Annotated in this window: 17 protein-coding genes and 2 pseudogenes; 10 read left to right on the top strand and 9 right to left on the bottom strand. The window is 49.6% G+C overall.

The genetic code is table 11. The features are described 5' to 3' along the window. The first annotated feature begins 566 nt into the window (after positions 1-566). Positions 567-794 (top strand): hypothetical protein, encoded by a 228-nt coding sequence (locus ACUVQO_RS07095; protein ID WP_445925189.1) that lies wholly within the window; start codon positions 567-569, stop codon positions 792-794. A 249-nt stretch (positions 795-1043) separates the two neighbouring features. Here the strand turns inward: ACUVQO_RS07095 and ACUVQO_RS07090 are convergent, their stop codons facing one another. Next, a complete protein-coding gene (locus ACUVQO_RS07090; protein ID WP_445925188.1) occupies positions 1044-2702 on the bottom strand; it encodes an alpha-amylase family glycosyl hydrolase in 1659 nt (552 codons plus the stop codon). 288 nt (positions 2703-2990) lie between these two features. After that, on the bottom strand, positions 2991-4067 hold the full coding sequence (gene acsF / locus ACUVQO_RS07085) for a magnesium-protoporphyrin IX monomethyl ester (oxidative) cyclase (RefSeq protein ID WP_445925187.1): 1077 nt from the start codon (positions 4065-4067) through the stop codon (positions 2991-2993). Positions 4068-4324: 257 nt separating this feature from the next. Here acsF and ACUVQO_RS07080 point away from each other — a divergent pair, with 257 nt between their 5' ends. The 5 genes from ACUVQO_RS07080 (at position 4325) to ACUVQO_RS07060 (ending at position 9955) form a co-directional block, all read left to right on the top strand. After that, complete coding sequence (locus ACUVQO_RS07080) at positions 4325-5077, top strand: biliverdin-producing heme oxygenase (RefSeq protein ID WP_445925186.1); 753 nt, start codon at positions 4325-4327, stop codon at positions 5075-5077. Positions 5078-5268: 191 nt separating this feature from the next. Then, on the top strand, positions 5269-6666 hold the full coding sequence (hemN, locus tag ACUVQO_RS07075) for an oxygen-independent coproporphyrinogen III oxidase (protein ID WP_445925185.1): 1398 nt from the start codon (positions 5269-5271) through the stop codon (positions 6664-6666). 155 nt (positions 6667-6821) lie between these two features. After that, positions 6822-8459 (top strand): magnesium-protoporphyrin IX monomethyl ester anaerobic oxidative cyclase, encoded by a 1638-nt coding sequence (gene bchE / locus ACUVQO_RS07070; RefSeq protein ID WP_445925184.1) that lies wholly within the window; start codon positions 6822-6824, stop codon positions 8457-8459. Between the two features lie 44 nt (positions 8460-8503). Then, positions 8504-9019, top strand: a complete 516-nt coding sequence (locus ACUVQO_RS07065) for a response regulator (protein ID WP_445925183.1) — start codon at positions 8504-8506, stop codon at positions 9017-9019. A gap of 93 nt (positions 9020-9112) precedes the next feature. Beyond that, positions 9113-9955, top strand: coding sequence for an acyl-CoA desaturase (locus ACUVQO_RS07060; RefSeq protein WP_445925182.1), 843 nt, complete (start codon positions 9113-9115; stop codon positions 9953-9955). 14 nt (positions 9956-9969) lie between these two features. Here ACUVQO_RS07060 and ACUVQO_RS07055 read toward each other — a convergent pair whose 3' ends face one another. Next, positions 9970-10794 carry a DUF3598 family protein gene (locus tag ACUVQO_RS07055; RefSeq protein WP_445925181.1) on the bottom strand — a complete coding sequence of 275 codons (825 nt, stop codon included), beginning with the start codon at positions 10792-10794 and terminating at the stop codon, positions 9970-9972. 180 nt (positions 10795-10974) lie between these two features. Next, a complete protein-coding gene (locus ACUVQO_RS07050; protein ID WP_445925180.1) occupies positions 10975-11679 on the bottom strand; it encodes a CADD family putative folate metabolism protein in 705 nt (234 codons plus the stop codon). A gap of 457 nt (positions 11680-12136) precedes the next feature. Between ACUVQO_RS07050 and ACUVQO_RS07045 the strand changes: the two genes are divergently transcribed. After that, a complete protein-coding gene (locus tag ACUVQO_RS07045; protein ID WP_445925179.1) occupies positions 12137-16162 on the top strand; it encodes a magnesium chelatase subunit H in 4026 nt (1341 codons plus the stop codon). Positions 16163-16261: 99 nt separating this feature from the next. Here ACUVQO_RS07045 and ACUVQO_RS07040 read toward each other — a convergent pair whose 3' ends face one another. Further along, positions 16262-16420, bottom strand: a complete 159-nt coding sequence (locus tag ACUVQO_RS07040) for a hypothetical protein (protein WP_445925178.1) — start codon at positions 16418-16420, stop codon at positions 16262-16264. A 203-nt stretch (positions 16421-16623) separates the two neighbouring features. Between ACUVQO_RS07040 and ACUVQO_RS07035 the strand changes: the two genes are divergently transcribed. Continuing rightward, positions 16624-16992 carry a hypothetical protein gene (locus ACUVQO_RS07035; protein WP_445925177.1) on the top strand — a complete coding sequence of 123 codons (369 nt, stop codon included), beginning with the start codon at positions 16624-16626 and terminating at the stop codon, positions 16990-16992. Here the strand turns inward: ACUVQO_RS07035 and ACUVQO_RS07030 are convergent. The 3 genes from ACUVQO_RS07030 to ACUVQO_RS07020 all read right to left on the bottom strand — a co-directional run bounded on the left by ACUVQO_RS07030 (position 16955) and on the right by ACUVQO_RS07020 (position 21322). Next, positions 16955-19762: a cation-translocating P-type ATPase gene (locus tag ACUVQO_RS07030; RefSeq protein ID WP_445925176.1), complete on the bottom strand. Its 2808-nt coding sequence runs from the start codon at positions 19760-19762 to the stop codon at positions 16955-16957. The two genes, ACUVQO_RS07035 and ACUVQO_RS07030, sit on opposite strands and share 38 nt — an antisense overlap. A gap of 94 nt (positions 19763-19856) precedes the next feature. After that, positions 19857-20318, bottom strand: coding sequence for a hypothetical protein (locus ACUVQO_RS07025; protein ID WP_445925175.1), 462 nt, complete (start codon positions 20316-20318; stop codon positions 19857-19859). A gap of 119 nt (positions 20319-20437) precedes the next feature. After that, a complete protein-coding gene (locus ACUVQO_RS07020; protein ID WP_445925174.1) occupies positions 20438-21322 on the bottom strand; it encodes an alpha/beta fold hydrolase in 885 nt (294 codons plus the stop codon). Between the two features lie 184 nt (positions 21323-21506). Here ACUVQO_RS07020 and ACUVQO_RS07015 point away from each other — a divergent pair, with 184 nt between their 5' ends. After that, positions 21507-21740 carry a photosystem II protein, Psb35-related gene (locus ACUVQO_RS07015; RefSeq protein ID WP_445925173.1) on the top strand — a complete coding sequence of 78 codons (234 nt, stop codon included), beginning with the start codon at positions 21507-21509 and terminating at the stop codon, positions 21738-21740. A gap of 266 nt (positions 21741-22006) precedes the next feature. Here the strand turns inward: ACUVQO_RS07015 and ACUVQO_RS07010 are convergent. Next, positions 22007-22192: pseudogene (locus ACUVQO_RS07010) on the bottom strand (transposase); the annotation flags it as partial. 113 nt (positions 22193-22305) lie between these two features. Here ACUVQO_RS07010 and ACUVQO_RS07005 point away from each other — a divergent pair. Continuing rightward, positions 22306-23187 (top strand): annotated as a pseudogene (locus tag ACUVQO_RS07005) (IS630 family transposase). The last annotated feature ends 24 nt before the right edge of the window (positions 23188-23211 follow it).

Below are 23211 nucleotides of genomic sequence, written 5' to 3'. Positions count from 1 at the left end.
CTCAGTTCAGTTTTTAACGGGAATGGCTAGCTTGTTCAGGATTGACATCAGTCAAGGAAAATCTGAGTAGCTGAAAAACTACTCAGATTCAATAGATTGAAAATCAATCTGTTGTTGCAAAGAAATTACTTAGTCAATTGCTTTTTTGATGTTATCTTTGACGTTTTCAACAGAGTAACGAACTTGAGCTGCAGGGGTTCGACCAGGGGAAGACGTAGAACTGGTCATGCTGTTTGGTTCTGGAGGAAATAGAGCGCTACAGGAATGGCAGTTACAGAATCTTCAAATCACGGCAGCTTGCGGGACTAACTGATCAGTTAAGCCTCTTACTGTTTCGACCTACCGCAAGAGTAGCGCGGTTTTGGGGCGTTTCCTAGAGTATTTGTATTGCTTCAAAGTATCCGGTTTTTATTCCTTTTGTGATCTGGATCTCAGAAAGTAATGATTTACATCACTGGATTTGCACGTCAAAATCACAGGTGACGATCGGAAACACTGCGACCTTGGAGTGGAGTATCAATTAGCAAACCTAACCCTGTTAGACCCGTTGCACTCTGGAGTTATTCATGCAAACCAAATCTCAAGCTCATGTAGCGATCGCCCCCTCCTCAGCAGAAGCCAGTCCCCCATCCCTGAAAACTGCTGACATGATTGGGATCTTATTGCTAACAGTTCCCCTACTTGCGATATTAAGTGTTGTATCTTATCGCAACTATCGCGCCAAAACTCTAAAACAGCAAATTGCCACTTTAGAGCGGATCTGGAAGTTAAATTCTATTGAAAAAACTTCTTAATCACTCTGGCGACTGAAGTCGCGGCTATACCGAGAAAATCTGCCGACGCAGGTTACTGAAAACCTTAATTGTACTGAGTCTGCGTCGGTAGACTTGGTGAGTGTAGTCGCGGTTTTTAACCGCCAAATACTTGACCAAGGTTGAATTTAACAATCTCTTGTAGGAGTAGTTTTTGCTGTTTCAGTCTGGGTTCAATCCAGATTCAGCAGCAAAACCTGTCCCTTACTAGATTGATGGTTTATGGATAGCCTATCCCCAGACAAACACTTTGGCTTCAAACTCGCCCAGATCGGTCATTAAATTTCCCCCGCCAGCTTCCAGATCATAGTTACCTGTCCACTCATGCCAGGTGCCGTCAGCAGGGAAGTCAGGAATGGTATATCCAGCGAGAAATTGATCGGAAAAGTTAGCCACAACCACGACCCGTGATCCTTCATCATTCCAGCGAGTGTAGGCCAGTACCTTAGCCTCTGGATTTTCATGGAAGAACTCAATATTTTCTGTGTGCAACGCTGAGTTACTCTTCCGCAAATGAATTAGACCCTTGTAATAATCCCATAAGCTACGATTCAGGTCATTCTTCAGTAATGTCCAATCAATTTTGGCGGAGTCGATCGTCTTCGGTTTATATTCCCCAAACTCCTCACCCATCCAGATCATTGGCACACCCATCGCGGTCATCACTAACACGGCTCCCAGTTTACGACGACGAAAGGCAGCTTCATCAAAAATACCGCGATCGCCCAGTTCTGCCATCACATGATGGTGGTCATGATTGGTCAGATAATTGACAATATTGGTAGCCCCCATAAATCCCTGACGTTTCGCATCCAGACAATCTTTTAACTGTTCCAGATCAAAAGTTTTACCAGTGATGTGAGCTAAGACACAATGATAGAAACTGTCATGCCAGCATCCATCCATAGGGCCATCTATATTGGTGATGTTGCGAGTTTCAGGAATGTGTTCGGCAATGTTATAAAATGGCTTTTCGCCTGCTGTCTGTTTTGCTTCCTGAACAATCCAGTGCATGAAATCATAATTAGCAATCTGGCGGGCAGCATCGTAGCGAATTCCGTCAATGTGAAAATCTTTAACCCAATAGCGCACTACATCCCCAATAAAACGACGCGCCGGATAGGTGTCTAAATTTTCGTCGTAATGCTCGTAATTGAACTCTGGCCCCCAGTTGTTTTCAGGATCGCGGGGGTCATGGTGATACCAGTAATCATGATCAATCTGAGTCAGTGGGCAGGAGGCTTCCGAATGGTTATAAATCCCATCCATAATCACTCGAATACCCCGACCGTGACATTCATCAATCAACCGTTTTAGATCTGCCGTGGTGCCATAGCTGGATTCTGTAGCAAAGAAATGTCGGGGATTGTAGCCCCAACTGTAATCACCGGGATACTCCTTGACGGGCATGAGTTCGATCGCATTAATCCCCAGTTCGCACAGGTAATCTAACTTCTCGATCACATGCTGATATTTCCCCCGTGCTTTGCTATCGGCTTCACCACCAGAAAAGTCAGCCACATGCAACTCGTAAATGACTAACTCGTGATCAGCAGGCAATGGATGATCATCATGCTGCCAGACGTAAGTATCGACAATTCGCTCTCCATCTTTAATGCGAACAATGCCGTTTTCTTCCGAACTCTGTCCATCTACATCGGTGGCATAGGGATCGGTCACATCCACCCATTGATCCGGTTCAAAAAACCAGGATTTGGATTGTACTCGAAACTTGTATTGATAAACGCCATCCTCTAAATCTACGGTGACGCGAAAGTAGCCATCGTTTTCTTTTTTCATGGGAATCTCTTCCCAATTAGAAAAGGAGCCGACCAGGACAGCCCCCTGGTTGTAGGGGGCGAAAAGATTAAACTCGATCGGGTTTGCCATAAAAACTCCTGGTAAATTGCTACTTTCAGGAGTATTTTCAGTTCATTGAATGTTTTTTTACATCTAGCAAAGGGAATACTTCTCAAGATGGAGTCTCTATTTTTGTGATCAAACTAATGAAGGGTGGAAGAAACTGCATTCCTTGTTGGATAATCCTGGTTTGAAGCCTGATTGTCCCCCAAAAAACGATCTGTGGCTAAAGCGGTGGTCATCACATCCCCATTACTCAGGGAGCGTTGGCAAAGCAGAAAGTTTATCTGCCCAACCCGCCCCCTCCACATATAGAGTTTATTGCACCGTGCCGCGTAACGCCTCTGCATCGATCGGCTTAATCAGATACAGGCGCACCAGATGCCCCAGGATGCTGAGAATTAAAGGCAACTTGCGTAGGGTTTTCAGGAACTTGGGCTGAGAACTGGCATCAATCTGGCCGATTTGCAGATTCAACTCCGCGCACTTGTGCAGGCGAGGATAAAACTCTGGATGCTCAGTATTAAGAACCACTGGGAAGGCTCGGAGTGAGGTGGCGTTGGTCTGACGGACAACTTCCTCGTCAAATTTGGTGGCATCCAATCCCAGGGCATCGTAGAAGCCAGCGCGTTCATGCACGGTCAGACTGTGGGTGGCGAAGACAGTGAGCAGGAAGAAACGGCTCCATAGGCGGGATTGCCAGGTGTTCCAGAGCTGGGGTTGCGATCGCAATAACGCCTTGAAAATATCCCCATGACGATTTTCGTCCTGACACCAGCTTTCAAAGTAGCGAAACAGGGGATAGAACTGATGCTCTGGATGTTGTTCCAGGTGACGATAAATCAGAATGTAACGCCAGTAACCAATTTTCTCAGAGAGATAAACAGTGTAAAGAATCCATTCCACCGGGAAGAAGGTATAGGTACGGGCTTTGGTAATGTAGCCCAAGTCCAGGGATTTATTAAAATCGCCCATGCATTTGTTCAAAAATCCGGCGTGACGGGCTTCATCCCGTGCCATCAGGTGAAAGATTTCGGCCAGCAGGGGATTGCGATCTTTGAGTTTGCGAGACAGTTCTTTGAATAACAGAAAACCAGAGAACTCAGAGACACAGGAGCGTTCCAGATAATCGATAAACGCCTGGCGGGTCTTGCCATCTAGATGATCCCAGGATTGCTCAAAGGCTTCATCCCGCACGAAATGGTGACGGTTGTAGTCGGCCCGCATTTCGGCCAGCATCGCTTCCAGTTCGGTGTGTTGCGCTGAGAGGTCTAAATTGGCGGCAACCTCAAAATCGGTAGTGTAAAACCGGGGGGTGAGGATGTTTTCCTTGGCGATCGCTTTGACGCTGGACTTGGGAGTCTCCTGGGCGGGTTTGGGCAAGGAATTAACCATGTTTTCGTTAAATCAAAACTCAATAACTCAAAAGTTATAATAACGAGGGACATTTGACTAGAACCTTCAAAACTTTTTACGGCAAGTGTTAAGGACTGCGAGACTTCGTTAAGTTATGAAAACTTTATTCGCTTTTTGATTATCCATCGCTTTATAGTTATGAAGCTTTGAGTTTCAGGGCCTTGAGATTTGAAGCCGCGAAACAATCCTGGCCCATCCTCCAAGCCCATTCCTCCTTACATTGAGGTGATTTCAACATGAGTCAGAATTTATCCACTCGTCTGCGGGAAGGTACCCAACATTCTCATACTGCTGCAGAAAATACCGCCTTCATGAAGTGCTTTTTGAAAGGGATTGTTGAACGGGAACCCTTCCGCAAACTACTGGCCAACCTGTATCTGGTTTACAGCACTCTGGAAGAAGAACTGCAACGCTACCAAAACGACCCCGTCATTGGTCGGATGTATTTCCCGGAACTGAACCGTAAAGCCAATCTAGAAAAAGACCTGGCCTATTACTATGGTGAAAACTGGCGCGATCAAATTACGCCGTTGAGTGCGGGTCTGGTCTATGTAAATCGCTTACGAGAGATTGCCAATACGGATCCAGCACTGCTGGTGGCTCATTCCTATGTGCGCTACATGGGTGATTTGTCCGGTGGTCAAAGTTTGAAGAATATTGTGCGATCGGCCATGAATCTGCCCCCGGATCAGGGTACGGCTCTACATGAGTTTGAGCAAATTCCCACGGTAGAAGCCAGACGCGCTTTCAAGGAACGTTATCGTCAAGCCCTCGATTCTATGCCTGTAGACGAAGCCACGATCGAACGGATTGTAGAAGAAGCAAATTACGCCTTCAAACTCAACCGCGATGTGATGCATGAACTGGAACCAGATGTGAAAGCGGTGATTGGCGAACACACCTTCGATTTGCTCACTCGTCAAGATCGTCCGGGAAGTACGGAACGTCGTCCCGCCGGTACAAGTGTGGCTCTAGTCGCTTCGGAATAAAACTGACCCTCACCCCCAACCCCTCTCCCCGTGGGAGAGGGAAGTCAATAACCGTGAATTTGCAGGGACGAGTTTAGCTAGCCAATTGACACCACGCAGAAATTTGGTAACGAAACCCGCCCCTACATAACCCCTAATTCCTAATCCCTAATCCCCAATCCCTAATTCCTAATTCCCCCTCCCCTCAAACCATGAAACTTCTACCACAAACTGTTCAATTTGACTCTGAGTTATTGCAAAAATACGATCGCCCTTTACCGCGTTATACCAGCTATCCCCCAGCAACCGAATTAAAGCCTGAGTTTGATGAATTGGATTTTAGAACGGCGATCGCGGTAGGGAATCACAAACAAACGCCCATTTCCCTCTACTGCCACATTCCGTTCTGTAAGACAGCCTGTTATTTCTGTGGTTGCAACACGATCATTACCCAGCGTCGAGAACTGGCAGATCCCTATTTAAATTACCTGACCCGTAATATTGAGCAGGTGGCCAGCCTGATTGATGGTCAGCGAAAAGTGCATCAACTGCATTGGGGCGGTGGTACTCCCAATTATCTCAACTTAAGTCAGATTGAATTTCTCTGGAATACCCTCAATCGTCATTTCAGTCTGGATCCGGCTGCAGAAGTTTCGATTGAAATTAATCCCCGTTATGTTGATAAGAACTACATCTTTTTCTTAAAGAGTCTGGGCTTTAATCGAATTAGTTTTGGCATTCAAGATTTCAATCCTGAAGTACAGGCAGCAGTGAACCGGATCCAACCAGAATCGATGCTGTTTGATGTCATGAGTTGGATTAGGGAAGCTGGATTTGAAAGCGTTAATGTAGATTTGATTTACGGGCTTCCCCACCAAACTCTATATACGTTTAAGGAAACTGTTCGGAAAACAATTGAACTCAATCCCGATCGCATTGCAGTCTTCAACTTCGCCTATGTGCCCTGGATCAAACCGGTTCAGAAGAAAATTTCTCAGGAAGCCCTGCCGCCTACATCTGAGAAGCTAAAGATTTTGCAAATGACGATCGCTGAACTAACTGAAAAGGAATATGTTTTCATCGGCATGGATCACTTTGCCAAGCCAAATGATGAACTGACGATCGCCCAACGGGCTGGAAAACTCCATCGTAATTTCCAGGGTTATACCACCAAGCCAGAATCCGACCTGTTTGGTTTTGGGATTACCTCAATCAGTATGTTGCATGATGTATATATCCAGAATCACAAGCGGTTGAAAGAGTTTTATGGGGCGATCGATGAGGGCAGGTTACCGATCGAGAAAGGCGTAACACTCAACCAGGATGACATTATCCGTCGCACGATCATCATGGAATTGATGTGTCAGTTTCAGTTAGCCCAACAGGATATCGAAGAGAAATATCATCTGGGCTTTGATATTGACTTTGACGATTACTTCTGGCGTGAAATTCCCAAACTCAAAGCATTAGAAGCTGATGGACTGGTAAAGTTATATTCCGATGGCATTGAAATTACCCCCATTGGTCGTCTGTTGATTAGAAATATTGCCTCTGTATTTGATGTCTATCTCGGTGAACACAAAGCCGGAACCTTCTCCAAATCGATTTAAGTTGACCTCTCCCTAAATCCCTCTCCTAAAGGAAACGGACTTCAAACTGAAAATTTTCATGGCTCCTCCCTTTCTGTGTCGGAGAGGGAGGTTGGGAAGGAGAGGTTTGTCGAACTTATGCCCATCTAAGAAAAGGAATCACAGAGGAGTCAATTATGCGGATTATGATGATTCAGCCTAACTACCATTCGGGAGGGGCTGAAATTGCGGGAAACTGGCCTCCGAGTTGGGTGCCCTATGTAGGGGGAGCGCTTAAGACGGCTGGATTCACCGATATTCGCTTTGTCGATGCGATGACGAATCATATCGAAGATGCAGAACTGGCCACCATTCTTCGCGATCATCAACCGGATGTGGTGTTAGCGACAGCCATCACACCCATGATTTACAAGTCGCAAAGCACCCTCAAGCTGGTGAAAGAAATCTGCCCTGAAGCCACTACGATTATGGGGGGCGTGCATCCTACCTATATGTATCGGGAAGTGCTGGGTGAGGCTCCCTGGGTCGATTACATCATTCGCGGAGAGGGAGAAGAAATCGCCGTAAACTTGATGCGATCGCTGGCTGCAGGAACCGATAAAAGCGATCGGGCCAACATTCTCGGTATCGCCTACCTGGAAAATGGTCAGGTCGTTGCCACTCCCGCCCATCCGCCCATCAAAGACCTGAATACTCTGACTCCTGACTGGAGCCTGCTGGACTGGAAGCGATATATTTACACACCCCTCAATACGCGAGTCGCGGTTCCTAACTATTCCAGAGGCTGCCCCTTCCGCTGTCGCTTCTGTTCGCAGTGGAAATTCTGGCGCAAATACCGCTCGCGTTCTCCCAAGAACTTTGTGGATGAAATCGAAAAGCTGGTTAAGGAACATCAGGTTGGCTTTTTTATCCTGGCCGATGAAGAACCGACGATTAACAAATCTCGATTTATTGCGCTCTGTGAGGAACTGTGCGATCGTAACCTGGGCGTTCACTGGGGCATCAACACCCGCGTAACAGATATTCTCCGGGATGAAAAAGAACTGCCCCTGTACCGGAAAGCCGGACTGGTGCATGTGTCTCTGGGAACAGAAGCAGCGGCTCAGTTAAATCTCAACCTGTTCCGTAAAGAAACTACTATTGAAGACAACAAACGGGCGGTACGGCTACTGCGAGAAAATGGCATTGTGGCCGAAGTACAATTCATTATGGGCTTGCTCAATGAAACGCCAGAAACCATTGAGGAAACCTACCGTATGTGTCGGGATTGGCAGGCTGACATGACCAACTGGAATATGTACACGCCTTGGCCCTTCTCTGAGTTGTTTCAAGACCTGGCAGATAAAGTTGAAATTCGCGATTACTCCCATTACAACTTTGTCACACCCATCATTAAGCCCGATAACATGACACGGGAAGAGGTCTTGAAAGGAGTGCTACGGAACTATGCCCGCTTCTATACGAGAAAGATGATTGAATACTGGTTTGAAAAAGACCCGTTCAAACGTCGTTACTTACTGGGATGTCTCTGGGCCTTTGTCAAGACTACGTTGAATAAACGCTTCTACAATCTGAAACGCATCAAGCAGAAAGGATTACATACCGAAATTGAATTTGGCTTTGATGAATCCCGTATTCTCAGTCCTGAACAAATGGCTGAACTGAAACAGAACCGTCTGGCGGATGTTGATTTTGTTGGCACCATTTCCGCCTGCGGTGGCCCCAACGACCTCCCAGAAATTCCAGACAGCCAGCATGAACAGCCGCATGAATATCAAGAAGATTCCCAGGAAGTTCCCATGATCAAAATCTAAACCTGAAAACCACCCACCATCCCGTAGGGACGCAGCATTGGACTATGAAACTCCAGAATCAATTTGAAGTCATCACCGAATGCTACACCCTCACACCCCACCCATCAGTTCTGCAATCCCGGAGGACAACCATGAGTGATATTCAAGTCATTCTTGTTGAAGATGATGAGCAAACTCGCGTTAACTTACGAGCCGCCTTACGCGCTCAAGATGGTATCGAGGTTGCTAGTGAAGCTACCAACGGCACAACTGGATTAGTTTTGTTGGAATCGATCGATGTTGATGTCGCGATCGCCGATTCCAGCCTTCCCGACATGGATCTAGCTGAATTCGTCACCCAGATGCAAACGGTTCAGGCCGATTCCTGCGTTACTCAATCCAAATTACTGATCCTGCTGGATCCCGCTGACCGCTCGACCTGGGAAACCGCCCTTACCGTTGGAGCCGACTCCTACTGCCATAAGGATGCCCCCATTGAGCAAATCGCTGCAGCCGTTAAGCAAACTTATGCTGGACAGAGTTATCGGGATCCGGCGATCGATCTGGTAATGCTAACGTGACTCGATTTTAGATTTTGGATTGGTAGATTGGTAAGATGCTGTTAGCGTAACGTAACGCCCATTGTGTTTGTTGTGTTTGAGGAGTGTTTTTGAATGACTGCTGAAGTGCTACCCAACCCTGTGAATAAACCCACCCTGAATTGGGTTGCGGTCATCTTTTTTTCTACAGTTCATCTGCTGGCATTGTTATCGTTCTGGTGCTTTTCCTGGTCAGCTTTAGGAGTCACCTTATTACTACACTGGTTTCTGGGTAGTATTGGAATCTGTTTAGGCTATCACCGCTTGTTGAGTCACCGCAGTTTTCAGGTGCCGCGCTGGTTAGAATATACGATTGCTCTCATCGGTGCAACAGCTCTGCAGGGTGGTCCTATTTTCTGGGTCGCTGGACATCGCCTGCATCATGCCTACACTGAAGACGTGGACAAAGATCCCTACTCGGCACGACGCGGGTTCTGGTGGAGTCACATGCTGTGGATTTTCTATCCCAATCCGGAATTTTTTGAGGACAGTCATTACAAGCGCTATGCTCCTGATCTGGCTCGTGATCCATTTTACTGCTGGCTCGATCGCTACTTTATCCTGCTGCAAATCCCGGTGGGAATTCTGCTATATGTCCTGGGAGGCTGGCCATTTTTAATTTATGGAATGGCCTTAAGAGCCGTTCTTCTCTGGCACAGCACCTGGTTCATCAACTCTGTAACGCACATGTGGGGCTACCGCAGCTTTGAGGTAAATGACAACTCGCGGAATCTCTGGTGGGCCGCGATTCTCACCTATGGCGAAGGCTGGCACAACAATCACCATGCTTTTCCCAATGTGGCGAAAGCTGGATGGCGCTGGTGGGAAATTGATGTCACCTGGTGGGCGATCGCTCTACTGCAAATGCTTGGTCTGGCTCAAAAGGTTAATTTGCCGCCCACCGAACGGTCTAGCTAAGGGGCAGGTATCCGTCATTCCTTCCTTTCTGTTACCAGTGTCAGACTTACCCACTCCCCTTTGTCGTTGTAGCTACGTACCATCCGTTGCCGCAGATCAGGTTGAATCAGCCAGCCGACTTCCAACACAAAGGGGTAGCCTGGTTTGATGTGAGTGGGACAGTTGCAGGAAGCCCCATCAGATAGCAGAAGCACTTGAAACTGTTGAGTACTTTGTTCAAAGCGCAAAATTGAGCCTTCTATGGTGGCTGTAGAGGTCAGGGTTTGTTCAGTGGTGCCGGTCTTAAAGGATAACTGCTGGGTCAACCGATGAGGCTGCTCCCGTTGAATCTGCAGAATGGTTGAATAAGTTGTTGACGGTCGAAAATCCGGATAGAGGGTGATGGCTTCCCCAATCCAGGTACCGAAAAGATCCGCTACGGTCAGGGGAGGACGTTCTGGCATATCAGTACCGACTCGTCGTTCGCGAATCAAGGTGAGTTGATCGAGTTTACTGTCACGATTAAATAGTTGCACCAGACGCAGGCGACGATCACCCCAAATCAACCCCAGTTCACAGCCAAACTCCGAGAAGGGGCCAAATTGGATGGAACCTTGAGAAAAGGCACCATTGTCAAAAAACAGAACTCCCCGACCCAGCGTACTGTATTCCAGCACCTTCTCATTCGGCTCTGGGGCTAAACGACGCACAATCTGACGCATCGTTTTGTTCCCGTTCAATCCCTCAAAGGAAACCAGGGTTGGCGTATCTTCCAACTCCTGTCCCTGGGGAGACAGGCGGGTAAAGGAGCCTTGCCATTCTCCCAGGTTTTCAAATAGGCAGTTCCATTGGGGTTTCATGGGGTGAATGGGAATTAGGAATTAGGGATTGGGAATTAAGAAGTGGGTGAAGGAGATCAGGGAGCGGAGAAGGATGGATGGAGATGAAGAGGGTAGGGAAGATGGAAGGGGAGACTTTTACTGCCTTGCCTTCCCTATTTCCTCCATCTTCTTCATCTCCCCCAACCCCATTGACTCGCTTTAGGCGATCGCTAAATCCGCCTTCACATCCTGGCAGTAAGCGTCATACACGCCATCTAGGAATTGCCAGAGGGCATCAGCCGCTTGTGCCGCCACATTCAGGACTTCGGCCTGCTTTTCGGGGGTGTCAGCGTACTGCTCGATCAGCTTCAGTTCGGCTTCGGAGTGGTACTCATCAGCGGACTGGTGCACGGTGAAGAAGCGGTATTCTTGCGGGTTGGTCATGCCATAGAAGCGCTGCAGGCCATCAATCTTGGTGGTGGCTACCGCTGGAATTTGCGATTCATAGGCATAGAGAGCGGCCAGACCTGCGTAGAACGGAGAATTTAAGCACAGGCGGCGAAAGGTAGAGATAAGATTTTCCGTGGTCGGCAGGGCAGGGGTTGCAGTGAGTTCGCTTTCCGTAGCTCCCAGAGCTTCAGCAAACCGTTGCCACAGGGCAGGGTGATTTTGAGTTCCCCGTTCTTCTTCGATCAGATTTTCCAGAATTTCCTGGCGCATGGCGATCGAGGTGCCTACGTGAGGGGTATTGAAATGAACGGCACTAACATAGGTAGGAAAGGCCAATACGTTCTGAAAGTATTGGATGGCGTAGTGCTTCAAATGCTCACGGGTAAGTTTGCCTTCTGTCCAGGCGACATAAAAGGGATGCTTGAGCAGATGCTTTTGTTCCACAAGGGACTGCAATTGTTCACGAAGCACCATGATTCCTCCAGTTCGATAACGTCGGTTGGTGAATGAGACACCGTTTCACCAACAATACGAAAAAATGGCAGATTTGGGTAGCAAGAAAATTATTTTTCGAGAGATATTGAGAAAGCGTTCAGTCCCTCCCCGGCGATTCCGAATTAATTGTTAAATTTGTTAAACAATTGTAAAGGGTGGCCAGCGAAAAAAAGTTGAGAAATGTAAAAGGAAATTTACGTCTTTTTATCAAATTGTGTCGGGTAGAGCTTCAACCTCCCATCAGGTAACGATTTTCTGGTACAAAGACTTTTATGCAACGTTTAGTAGTGGTCAGTCAAGGTCGTTGTCATTTGTTAATTGTCATTTGTCATTTGTTGCACTTTCTATTCAGTTATCCAAATGACCCATGACCAGTGTTCAACGACTAATGACGAATCAAGACCGCTTTTGACCAACACAAAAGGAGCCTAACCGCATGTTCACTCACGTCAAGCCCACTGTCAGGCACATCGCACCCAATGATCTGCGCGGGCGGAGCCTGGTCAAGGTGGTCTATGTCGTGCTAGAGCCTCAATATCAGAGTGCACTCTCTGCTGCTGTTCGTTCGATTAATCAAAACCACCCCAGCATTGCCGTTGAAATCAGCGGCTATTTAATTGAAGAACTCCGTAACCCTGAAAACTATGAGGATTTCCAGCGGGATATGGCCGAGGCAAATGTTTTCATTGCCTCGCTGATTTTCCTGGAAGACCTGGCGGATAAGTTGGTGGCGGCGGTGGAGCCTTACCGCGATCGCCTCGATGTCTCCGTCGTCTTCCCCTCCATGCCCCAGGTGATGCGTCTGAATAAAATGGGCAGTTTCTCTCTGGCGCAAATTGGTCAGTCCAAGAGCGCGATTGCCCAGTTTATGAAGAAGCGCAAGGAAAAATCCGGGTCGGGCTTCCAGGATGCCATGCTGAAGCTGCTGCGGACTCTACCCCAGGTCTTAAAATACCTGCCGATGGATAAGGCGCAGGATGCCCGCAATTTCATGCTCAGCTTCCAGTACTGGTTGGGTGGTTCTCAGGAAAATCTGGAAAACTTCCTGCTAATGCTGGCCGATCGCTATGTCCTCAAGGATAAAAGTGAACGCGTAGAAGGGGCAGCTCCTTTGGAGTACGCCGAGCCTGTCACCTATCCCGATCTGGGCATCTGGCATCCCCTCGCCCCAACCATGTACGAGGATGTGAAGGAGTACCTCAACTGGTTCAACTCCCGACGCGACATTTCTGACGAAATGAAAGATCCCCTGGTGCCTACGGTGGGTCTTGTTCTCCAGCGGACGCACCTAGTGACGGGGGATGATGCTCACTACGTCGCCATGATCTCAGAACTGGAGTCGATGGGAGCGCGGGTGATTCCCGTGTTTGCCGGAGGCCTGGACTTCTCCAAACCTGTAGACGCCTTCTTCTACGATCCGATTAATAAAACGATGCCGATCGTCGATGTAGTCGTCTCACTAACAGGCTTTGCGCTGGTCGGTGGGCCTGCCCGTCAGGATCATCCTAAGGCGATCGAAGCTCTGAAGCGGCTTAATCGTCCCTATATGGTGGCCCTGCCCCTGGTATTCCAGACCACGGAAGAGTGGCAGGACAGCGAACTGGGATTGCATCCCATTCAGGTGGCGTTGCAAATTGCTTTACCCGAACTGGATGGCGGCATCGAACCAATTATTCTTTCGGGGCGGGATGGAGCCACTGGAAAAGCGATCGCCCTGCAGGATCGGGTGGAAGCGATCGCCCAACGAGCTCTGAAGTGGGCCAATCTTCGTCGCAAGCCAAGACTGCATAAGCGGTTGGCGATCACCGTTTTCAGCTTTCCGCCCGATAAAGGTAATGTGGGAACGGCGGCTTACCTGGATGTGTTTGGCTCCATTTACAAAGTGATGGAAGCGCTGCACGACAATGGTTATGACGTGCAGGGTTTACCGGAAACGCCGGAAGCCCTGATGTTGGAAGTGCTGCACAACGCTCAGGCCCAGTACAACAGTCCGGAGTTGAACGTGGCCTATAAGATGAGCGTACCGGAGTATGAGGAACTGACCCCCTACTACGAACGCCTGATTCCCTCCTGGGGGCCACCACCGGGTCACCTGAACACCGATGGACAAAATCTGCTGGTGTACGGCAAAGAGTTCGGCAACATCTTTATCGGCGTACAACCGACCTTTGGCTATGAAGGCGACCCGATGCGGCTACTGTTCTCGCGATCGGCCAGTCCCCACCACGGATTTGCGGCTTACTACACGTATCTGGAAAAAATCTGGAAAGCCGATGCCGTGCTGCACTTTGGCACCCACGGGTCGCTGGAATTTATGCCCGGTAAGCAGATTGGTATGTCCAGTGAGTGCTTCCCCGATAGTCTGATCGGTACCATTCCCAACCTCTACTACTACGCGGCTAATAATCCCTCAGAAGCGACGATCGCCAAACGCCGCAGCTATGCCGAAACCATCAGCTACCTCACCCCTCCCGCCGAAAACGCTGGACTATATAAGGGACTGAAGGAACTCAGCGAACTGATCGCCTCTTACCAGACCCTGAAGGATACCGGACGGGGTGTGCCGATCACCAACACCATCATGGACAAGTGCCGGATGGTCAACCTGGATAAGGATGTTGCCCTGCCCGATCAGGATGCAGCCGACATGACTCCGGAGGAACGGGACACGATCGTCGGTAAGGTCTATATCAAGCTGATGGAAATTGAATCCCGGCTGCTGCCCTGTGGCCTGCATGTGATTGGTAAACCGCCCAGTGCAGAAGAAGCAATCGCCACGCTGGTCAACATTGCCGGGCTCGATCGGGAAGAGGAGGAAATCCTCAGCCTGCAACGGATTATTGCCGCCAGTGTTGGTCGGGATATCGACGAGGTGTATCAGAATAGCGATCGCGGCATGCTGGATGATGTGCAACTGCTGAACAACATCAACCAGGCGGTGCGGGCGGCGGTCACGGCAATGGTTCACTCCCAGGTAGACGAAGAAAGCCGTGTCTCCCGTAAGTCCATGTTGTCCAACCTGTTTAACCTGGGCAACAAAAAAGAACCCTGGGTGGAAGCAATTTTGGATTTGGGATTTCCGATTTTGGATGCCAATTCAAAAGTTGAAAACCCGAAAGCCAAAGTCGATGCTCTATTTGAGTACCTGCAATTCTGCCTGAAACAGGTGGTGGCCGATAACGAATTGGGCGCACTGCTGTTGGGTCTGGAGGGTCAGTACATCACTCCTGGCCCCGGTGGCGATCCGATTCGTAATCCGGATGTGTTGCCGACCGGGAAGAATATTCATGCTCTCGATCCGCAAGCGATTCCAACCGCTGCCGCAGTGAAGTCGGCCAAAGTGGTGGTCGATCGTCTCCTGGCTCGTCAGGCAGCAGAAAACGGTGGCCGGTACCCGGAAACGATCGCCTGTGTCCTCTGGGGAACAGACAACATCAAAACCTATGGGGAATCTCTGGCTCAGATTCTCTGGATGGTCGGCGTGAAGCCGGTGCCCGATTCCCTAGGACGGGTGAATAAGTTGGAGTTAATTCCCCTGGAAGAACTGGGTCGCCCCCGGATCGACGTGGTAATTAACTGCTCCGGCGTGTTCCGAGATCTGTTCATTAACCAGATGAACCTGCTCGATCGGGCCGTGAAAATGGCCGCCGAAGCTGAGGAACCGGAGGAAATGAACTTCATCCGCAAGCACGCCATCCAACAGGCTAAGGAAATGGGCATCGAACTGCGGCAGGCAGCCACTCGCGTCTTCTCCAATGCGTCTGGCTCCTACTCCTCCAATATCAACCTGGCGGTGGAGAACGGCACTTGGGAAAACGAATCGGAATTGCAGGATATGTATCTGTCCCGCAAGTCCTTCGCCTTCTCCTCGGATAACCCCGGTATGATGGAGCAGAACCGTGACCTGTTCGAGTCTGCCCTGAAGACGGCAGAAGTCACCTTCCAGAACCTGGACTCTTCAGAGATCTCCCTTACGGATGTCTCCCACTACTACGACTCCGACCCCACCAAAATCGTGGGACGGTTGCGGGGCGATGGTAAACTACCTGCCTCCTACATGGCCGACACTACCACCGCGAATGCTCAAATCCGCACTCTGCCGGAAACCGTCCGTCTCGATGCCCGTACCAAGCTCCTGAATCCCAAGTGGTATGAGGGAATGCTGTCCCACGGGTATGAAGGGGTGCGGGAACTGTCGAAGCGGTTGGTGAACACGATGGGCTGGTCAGCCACGGCCAATGCGGTGGATAACTGGGTCTACGAGGACACTAACACCACCTTCTTTAAGGACGATGAGATGTGCCAGCGGCTGATGAACCTCAACCCCAACTCCTTCCGCAAGATGGTCACTACCCTGCTGGAAGCCAACGGTCGCGGCTACTGGGAAACCAACGAGGAAAACCTGGAACGCCTGCGCCAGTTGTACCAGGAAGTGGAAGACCGAATTGAAGGAATTGAGTAATTGCTTCCTTGCATTCGCTTAAATAGCAGGTCGGGCATGTGACAAACCCATCCCCGACCTTTTTTTAATCCTGTTGCATGCATACCTAGCGATCGCCAGCTATACACTAACCAGACGTTTTAAGATTTGCGCGACCAAATACAGTTCATTACCTTCAGCAGTGCTGAGGATAAATTTGTCCAACAGCGCATAGTGGGAAGAATCGCGATCGCATTTAACGAACAAGTAGTCTTCTCCAGTGGTAATGAGGGCAAACACAGGGGAAATTGGTGCACCAACTATAGGCTAAGGTTTGGGCAATCGCTTGTCGTACACTAAACCCGTAGCGTTTGCTTTCCCTCACAATCAACCAGAGGCAATCGAGAATCACCAAGGCATCAATCAATCCATCAAGTTGTATATCGCCATCTTCAATTTCAAACCGGACATATTTTTCATTCCGAACCTGGTAAGGTGGCTCGATGAATCCCAGGATTGCCAGCAGTGGTGATAGCAAAATTAACATGGGCAGTTCTGATTTCTCTCGCTCACTGAATACCAATGAATCTCCCCCTATGGTGAATCTGCAATCAGAAATTGAAGGCGAAGGAGCGGTTCTGGCAACGGAAGACTTGCTCCAGATTGAGGGGCTATCTAGCACTCATGAAGTGGAAACGGAAACCCCAAGAGAGAAGGTTCTGGCGATGATCGCTACGATGGTTGCGATCATCGCTGGCTCCCTGACAATCGCAGAACAGCTTTATACCTGGTATCAAAACTATCGTCGTAAACAGACAAAACTCAAGCTGTCACCTACCTTCTTGTCTGCCGCTTTCTCAAGCTCCAAGTGAACAACTTCTGCAATTCAACTGCCCAAAAGCCGATCGTACTGACTGCTAGACAAATCAACAGTTCTTGGGTGGTCAGGGGTTTAGTTTCAAAGATGCCCTCCAACCAGGGGGTAAAAATGACCATCATTTGCAGACTAAAGGTGAGGATCACGGCTCCCAGCATGGGCTGATTGGATAATAACCCGCGCCAGATCAGTAAATCTCCTTCAGAGCGCATGGTCAGAGCCAGGAAGATACGAGAAAAGGCCAGGGTGACAAACACCATCGTCTTCCAGGTTGCCCAGCCCAGCGATCGCAGGTAGTAACCCATCCCCAAAAAGGACAACCCCATCAGTAATCCAATCCAGACAATGTCGCGACCGACTCCCCGACTGAAGACACTTTCGTTGGGAGGATAGGGGGGACGTTTCATAACATTGCTTTCTGCCGGTTCCACGCTCAGGGCCAGGGCTAATAATCCGTCCGCCAGCAGGTTGATCCAAAGGATCTGGGTGGGTTCCAGGGGCAGGGGCATGGTGAACAGGGGAGCCAACAGCATGATCACGACACCACTGGCATTTCCAGTCAGGTTATAGCGAATGAATTTGCGAATGTTGTCGTAGATAATGCGGCCTTCTTCGATCGCAGCCACGATCGTCGCAAAATTATCATTCAGCAACACCATATCGGCGGCTTCTTTGGCGACATCAGTACCGGTAACTCCCATCGCTACTCCAATATCCGCTTTGCTGAGGGCAGGGGCATCATTGACCCCATCACCGGTCATGGAGACAATTTCTCCCCGATTTTTCAGCGCTTCTACGATCGCTAATTTTTGCTGCGGAGACACCCGCGCATAAACCGACACCGTTGCCACTTTCTCCTCTAATTCGGCCAGCGATAGCTCGTTCAGATCCTGGCCTGTGAGATACTGACCATCAGTGGCAATCTTCAGGTCTTCAGCAATGCACTTGGCCATCAGGGGATGGTCGCCTGTGATCATGATGGTACGAATTCCAGCCTGGTTACAAATCTGAATGGCAGAGCGAGCTTCGGGGCGGACAGGGTCTAACATGCCGACAAGGCCCACAAAAATCAGGTTTTGTTCACTAGATTCCTCTGCGCCACTGGGAGGTAAATATTCCAGGTACTGAAAAGCGACGCCTAAGACGCGAGTTCCAGAGGCGGCAAGATGATCGTTCTGCTCTTTTATTTTTTCTTCCCAGGTGGCATCCAGCGGTTCAATGCGATCGTCTACCCAGACATGACTGGAGATTTGTAACAAGCCGTCTACAGAGCCTTTGGTAAAGGACACATAGGGGGTAATGGGCAAGGTATAGGTGATTGGCAATAGGCGGGAGGAGTCGTTATCTACAATCCACTTCCCGTCTTTAACTCCAAGCTGATGCAGGGTGGTCATGCGTTTGCGATCGCTGTCAAAGGGGGCTTCAGCGACGCGAGGAAACAGGTCTTCCAGTTCTTCTTTTGCCAACCCCAGGCGATCAGCGGCAACGACAAGCGCAATTTCGGTGGGATCACCGATCGCTCTGGGGACATCCGAATCAGCCCGGTTTGGATCATCGGGAGTAGGTTCATTCGGGATCAGCGCGTTATTGCACAGAGCGCTACCGACCAGGGTAAGAGCCATCGGGGGAGGTAAGGGTACGCCTTCTCCCGGTCGGAAAATGGACTTTTTGCCATCTAATCGAGAGGTAATTTGGGCATAGGATTCTCGCAACTCCACCCGTTCTCCAGCCAGAGATAGGATGGTAACAGTCATGCGGTTTTCGGTCAGGGTGCCTGTTTTATCAGAACAGATGGTGGTGACAGAGCCGAGCGTTTCCACTGCAGGCAATTTTCGAATCAGGGCATGACGTTTTAACATCCGCCGGGAACCCAGGGCCAGGGCAATGGTGACAACGGCAGGCAAGCCTTCGGGAATGATGGCAACGGCAAGACTGACAGCCGTAAGGAACAGGTCGTCCAGATTTTCACCGCGAGCCATGCCAAACAGAAAGATCACGGCAACTAGCGCCAGGGCAACCAGAGCTAAGCGGCGACCCAATTGATCCAGGCGGCGTTGTAGAGGGGTTTGTTCCTGTTCTACGGATTGTAGAGAGTCAGCGATCTGGCCCAATTCGGTGTTCATCCCGGTTTCGGTGACGATTGCCCGCCCCCGCCCATAGGTGATGATCGTCCCCATGAAAACCATGTTGGTGCGATCGCCCAGCGCTAAAGCCTCGCCTGTGATCGGGGCCAGCGTTTTTTCAACAGATTCCGACTCTCCAGTAAAAGCGGCTTCCTGCGTTCGCAGGTTAACGCACTCCAACAAACGCGCATCGGCAGGCACCTGATCCCCATCTTCCAATTGCACAATATCCCCAGGAACCAGTTCCTGGGCCAGCAATTGTAACCATTCCCCATCCCGATACACTCTGGCTCTGGGGACGGCCATTTTCTTGAGGGCAGCAAATTCTTTTCCGGCCCGGTATTCCTGAGTAAAGCCCAAAGCGGCGTTGAAAATGACGATCGCCATAATCGCAGCAGCATCTTTGAAGTCTCCCAAAAAGGCCGAGATGACAGCGGCAACAATCAGGACAACGACGGTGGTGGCGGTGAACTGCTCCCACAGCATCAACCACGGACTTTTGGGTGGGTGGGCAGCTAATTCGTTTGGGCCATACTGGGCATAGCGTCGGGCGGCCTCATCAGCGCTGAGGCCCGTGGTCGGAGAGGTTCCAAGTTGCTGCAAAACTTCCGAGGCACTGAGTTGATACCAGGGTTGAGCCATAGGGTTGGATCAGATAGGATGAACCTGCCCCCTGATTAAACCATGCATTTCTCAAGCAAAATTGCTACTTAGGAATGAGAATTATTAACGGTCATCATTTCTTGGGATGAACATAGTCTATAAAGTAAAACCGGGGTTCTAGCCAGAGTTTTAGCCAGGTATAGAGGCCAAGACCCAGTAAGGCTGAAGTGGCTAGGGGGAGGCAAACTCGGAGCCGCAAGGGGTCGGGGAGCAGAGCCGCGATCGCTACAGCAACTGCAAAGTATCCCAGCAATCCCCATTGCAACCGGTGAATGATAGCGAGTGCCCGACGGCAACTGTGACAAATGAGGGTGTGTTGCTGGTAGCGATCGAGCAAGGCTGCTCGGCTGAGAGGAACGGTTGCCTGGGCAGGAGATCCGGGGCAGGGAATGCGGCCCTGACAGTAGCGATCGAACCAGTGACGAAATTCAATTACCAGGAGATCAGCACTCGTAGGTAGTTTGTAAGCCGCTTTCCAGGTAGAGTTCTGCGAGAAATCTTGTAAACAGTGTTCTTGAAAATGGAGCAACACCATATCTCCATCCAGTACTGAAGTTGGCTGCTCAGGATCGAGATCTTCAACCGGAGAAAGAGGATACTACTGCTGAAAAAATTTAAATTCTTCCTCTACCATGTCTACCGAGATTGTATTTTTTACTGCAACCCAGCCAACCAATCCAGGATGGCAGGATTTACAGCATTGGGATTTTCATCGTGAGGACAGTGCCCCGTATTGGGAATTGGAATAAAGGTCAGTGGTGCCGACTCTGCGTGCTGCTTGTAAATGGTGGCTCCGGCGATCGGTGTCCAGGGGTCAGCTTCTCCCCAGATCACCAACAGTGGCACCTGGACTTTGGGCAGTAACTCGGCTGGAGTTGGCCCAGGAGGAGCCGTCAACACAGAGACAAATACTCGCTGGGCACCCGGATCGCAGGAAGGTGTGTAGATCAGTTCAATTAACTCATCGGTAATAGCGGTGCGATCGCAGTAGACCTGTTGCAAAGTGCGGCGTAAGCGGGACTTTTGCCGGATTCGGTTAAACAGGAATGGCCCCACCAGCTTAGAACTGACGACTTTGGTAAAGGTGCCCATCACCAGACGCAGTGGTAAGTTGAGTTCATCCGGTCGGTGATTCAAGCCACCTGCACAGTTGAGTAGTACCCCTCCAGCGGCCACTTCTGGATGATTTGCCAATACCATCAAACACAACAACCCTCCGATCGAGTTGCCAACCAACACGGTGGGTTCTTGAATATGCTCTGTCCAAAAATCTTTAAGCTGTTCCTGCCATAGTTCTACGGTGTAACTCAAGGCAGGCTTGTCAGAAGCTCCAAAGCCTAACAAGTCGATCGCATAAACCTGATAACCGGCTGCCGCCAGGACAGGAATATTTTTTCGCCAATGGCCGATCGCAGCTCCAAACCCATGCACCAGAAGCAGGGGACGCCCCACTCCCTGTACCGTATATCGAATTGCGTGACCTTTCCAGTTCCAGGTCAGTTTTTCTAGATCTGCAGTGGGGGTTGATTGAATCAGCACAGTTTTATTGAGCCACTCTTCTTAAACTATCTTCATAATACAAGAGCTAACCCATTCTCTAGATTTTGGCTAACACTTGCCTGGCCAGGTACGGTTATCCACCCTCACTGAATAAGTTGACTATTTTTGCAAGCATCTGTTACATTTATTTACATAGTGAAACAAAAGTTTATGATAAAGCGTAATGACCATCCTGATTGCACTATTCGTTATCGGTTGGGTTGCCGCATCCGTTATTGGCACTATGGCCTACTTCCGGGGTGAACAATCCAAGCCCATCCACGAGCGCAACTGGCGCTCAGAGTCTTTTGAAAAGCTGGCCGAGTCCATTACAGGCAGCGAGATAGACTTCAATACCCGTGTCCCCGGCTTTGACAACCTGGACTCTTACTCCAGTAGCCTGCTTCCCGAGGCTTAAAGCCATCTCACTGAGTTGAGTCTCCGGGTTTTTAACCCAGCAATCTCTCAGTCAAAGTCTTCAAAAGTTTAGTCACGATATTTCCCACGGTACCTATCCCTCCTGTTTCGGTGGCTTGAAACAGGGGGGCTTTTTTGTGACTTGTATCAATATCCAACCCTTTGTTCACTCACCAACTTTTGAGGCAAACGTCAACTTCACCTCCTGGCTGAACTCAATCAATTTAAATGGTATTGGTTAAATGGTATTGGCGACTGAGAGGGCGTTTAAAGGTTTAGCGAGGTAAGAATTGAGGCTAGTCGCCTCACCGTAGTCCGGATCATGGCGAGGTAGATAAAGGTCTCCGAGGTTTCAGGCAACACCTCATAGTCTCTGACCAAACGACGACAGTGCATCAGCCAACCAAAAGTGCGTTCCACCACCCAGCGCTTGGGCAACAGAATGAATCCTTTGCTGCCCTGCAGAAACGGTTCACCATCAAACCCACCATCCACCCAGATGGTATAGCCTTACTCAATAAGGTTAGGACACTATCACGGAGGTAGAAGAAAGGTTAGGAGTGCCTATGCCCGCTCCCTACAGCCATGATCTGCGCCGAAAAGCGATCGACGCGGTGAAAAACGGCGAATGCAAAATAGAAGTGTGCCGGATGTTGCAGATCAGCCGCAATCCTCTAGACCTGTGGCTCAAGCGAGAAGAACAAACAGGAGATTGCCGAGCGATCACAGGCTTGCAGAAGGGCAATCGCCATAAAATTACTGATTGGCCTCGCTTTCGCCAGTTTGCTGCTCAGCAGGGGCATAAAACCCAAAGCCAAATGGCGCAGTTCTGGGGGAGACAATGTGACGCAGCAGAACATTAGTAATGCTCTCAAGAAGATTGGCTGTAGTCGAAAAAAACTTATGGGTACCGGGAACGGGATCCCCTCAAACGAGAAGAGTTGCAACAACAGCTAAAGAGTAAGTTGCCACATCAGTTGGTTGACGTTGATGAAGCTGGCATTGCTAATCGAGCAGCCTATCCTTATGGCTACTGTGAGATTGGGCAACGGTTCTATGCGCTTAAATCAGGGAAACGGACGGAACGAGGCAGTTGGATAACGGCATTGCGGGAGAAGCGGCTTGTTGCTCCAATGACCTTTGCTGGGTCTTGCAACCGAGACTTGTTTGAGATGGGGTTAGAAGAGTGTTGAATTCCGCAACTAGAACCCGGGCATGTGATCAGCATTGACAACGCCAGTTTTCACCATTCTCAAACAATTGAGGAGAGGGTGGCGGAAGCGGGATACGAAATTTGGTATTTGCCACCGTACTCGCCTGATTTGAACGAGATCGAGCATTGGTGGTTTGGGCTAAAGAATGGGATGCGGCAATGATGGGATGAATTCGATAGCTTTCGTGAGTGTGTGGATGCTGCTTTCAAAGAGTGTCCTAACGCGTATGCGTAGTGCTATAGTTGCTCCAAAGTCTTG

The organism is Leptodesmis sp. (assembly GCF_052746595.1).
The sequence above is the reverse complement of the archived record's forward strand: the minus strand, read 5'-3'. Positions and strand labels throughout refer to the sequence as shown.

Excerpts from the sequence above, each read along its gene's own strand:
- bchE (WP_445925184.1), top strand. The coding sequence starts at position 6,822 with ATGCGGATTATGATGATTCAGCCTAACTACCATTCGGGAGGGGCTGAA.
- ACUVQO_RS07045 (WP_445925179.1), top strand. The coding sequence starts at position 12,137 with ATGTTCACTCACGTCAAGCCCACTGTCAGGCACATCGCACCCAATGAT.
- ACUVQO_RS07080 (WP_445925186.1), top strand. The coding sequence starts at position 4,325 with ATGAGTCAGAATTTATCCACTCGTCTGCGGGAAGGTACCCAACATTCT.
- ACUVQO_RS07025 (WP_445925175.1), bottom strand. The coding sequence starts at position 20,318 with ATGGTGTTGCTCCATTTTCAAGAACACTGTTTACAAGATTTCTCGCAG.
- ACUVQO_RS07090 (WP_445925188.1), bottom strand. The coding sequence starts at position 2,702 with ATGGCAAACCCGATCGAGTTTAATCTTTTCGCCCCCTACAACCAGGGG.
- ACUVQO_RS07055 (WP_445925181.1), bottom strand. The coding sequence starts at position 10,794 with ATGAAACCCCAATGGAACTGCCTATTTGAAAACCTGGGAGAATGGCAA.
- hemN (WP_445925185.1), top strand. The coding sequence starts at position 5,269 with ATGAAACTTCTACCACAAACTGTTCAATTTGACTCTGAGTTATTGCAA.
- ACUVQO_RS07050 (WP_445925180.1), bottom strand. The coding sequence starts at position 11,679 with ATGGTGCTTCGTGAACAATTGCAGTCCCTTGTGGAACAAAAGCATCTG.
- ACUVQO_RS07035 (WP_445925177.1), top strand. The coding sequence starts at position 16,624 with ATGAATCCCAGGATTGCCAGCAGTGGTGATAGCAAAATTAACATGGGC.
- ACUVQO_RS07060 (WP_445925182.1), top strand. The coding sequence starts at position 9,113 with ATGACTGCTGAAGTGCTACCCAACCCTGTGAATAAACCCACCCTGAAT.
- ACUVQO_RS07065 (WP_445925183.1), top strand. The coding sequence starts at position 8,504 with ATGAAACTCCAGAATCAATTTGAAGTCATCACCGAATGCTACACCCTC.
- ACUVQO_RS07015 (WP_445925173.1), top strand. The coding sequence starts at position 21,507 with ATGACCATCCTGATTGCACTATTCGTTATCGGTTGGGTTGCCGCATCC.
- acsF (WP_445925187.1), bottom strand. The coding sequence starts at position 4,067 with ATGGTTAATTCCTTGCCCAAACCCGCCCAGGAGACTCCCAAGTCCAGC.
- ACUVQO_RS07095 (WP_445925189.1), top strand. The coding sequence starts at position 567 with ATGCAAACCAAATCTCAAGCTCATGTAGCGATCGCCCCCTCCTCAGCA.
- ACUVQO_RS07030 (WP_445925176.1), bottom strand. The coding sequence starts at position 19,762 with ATGGCTCAACCCTGGTATCAACTCAGTGCCTCGGAAGTTTTGCAGCAA.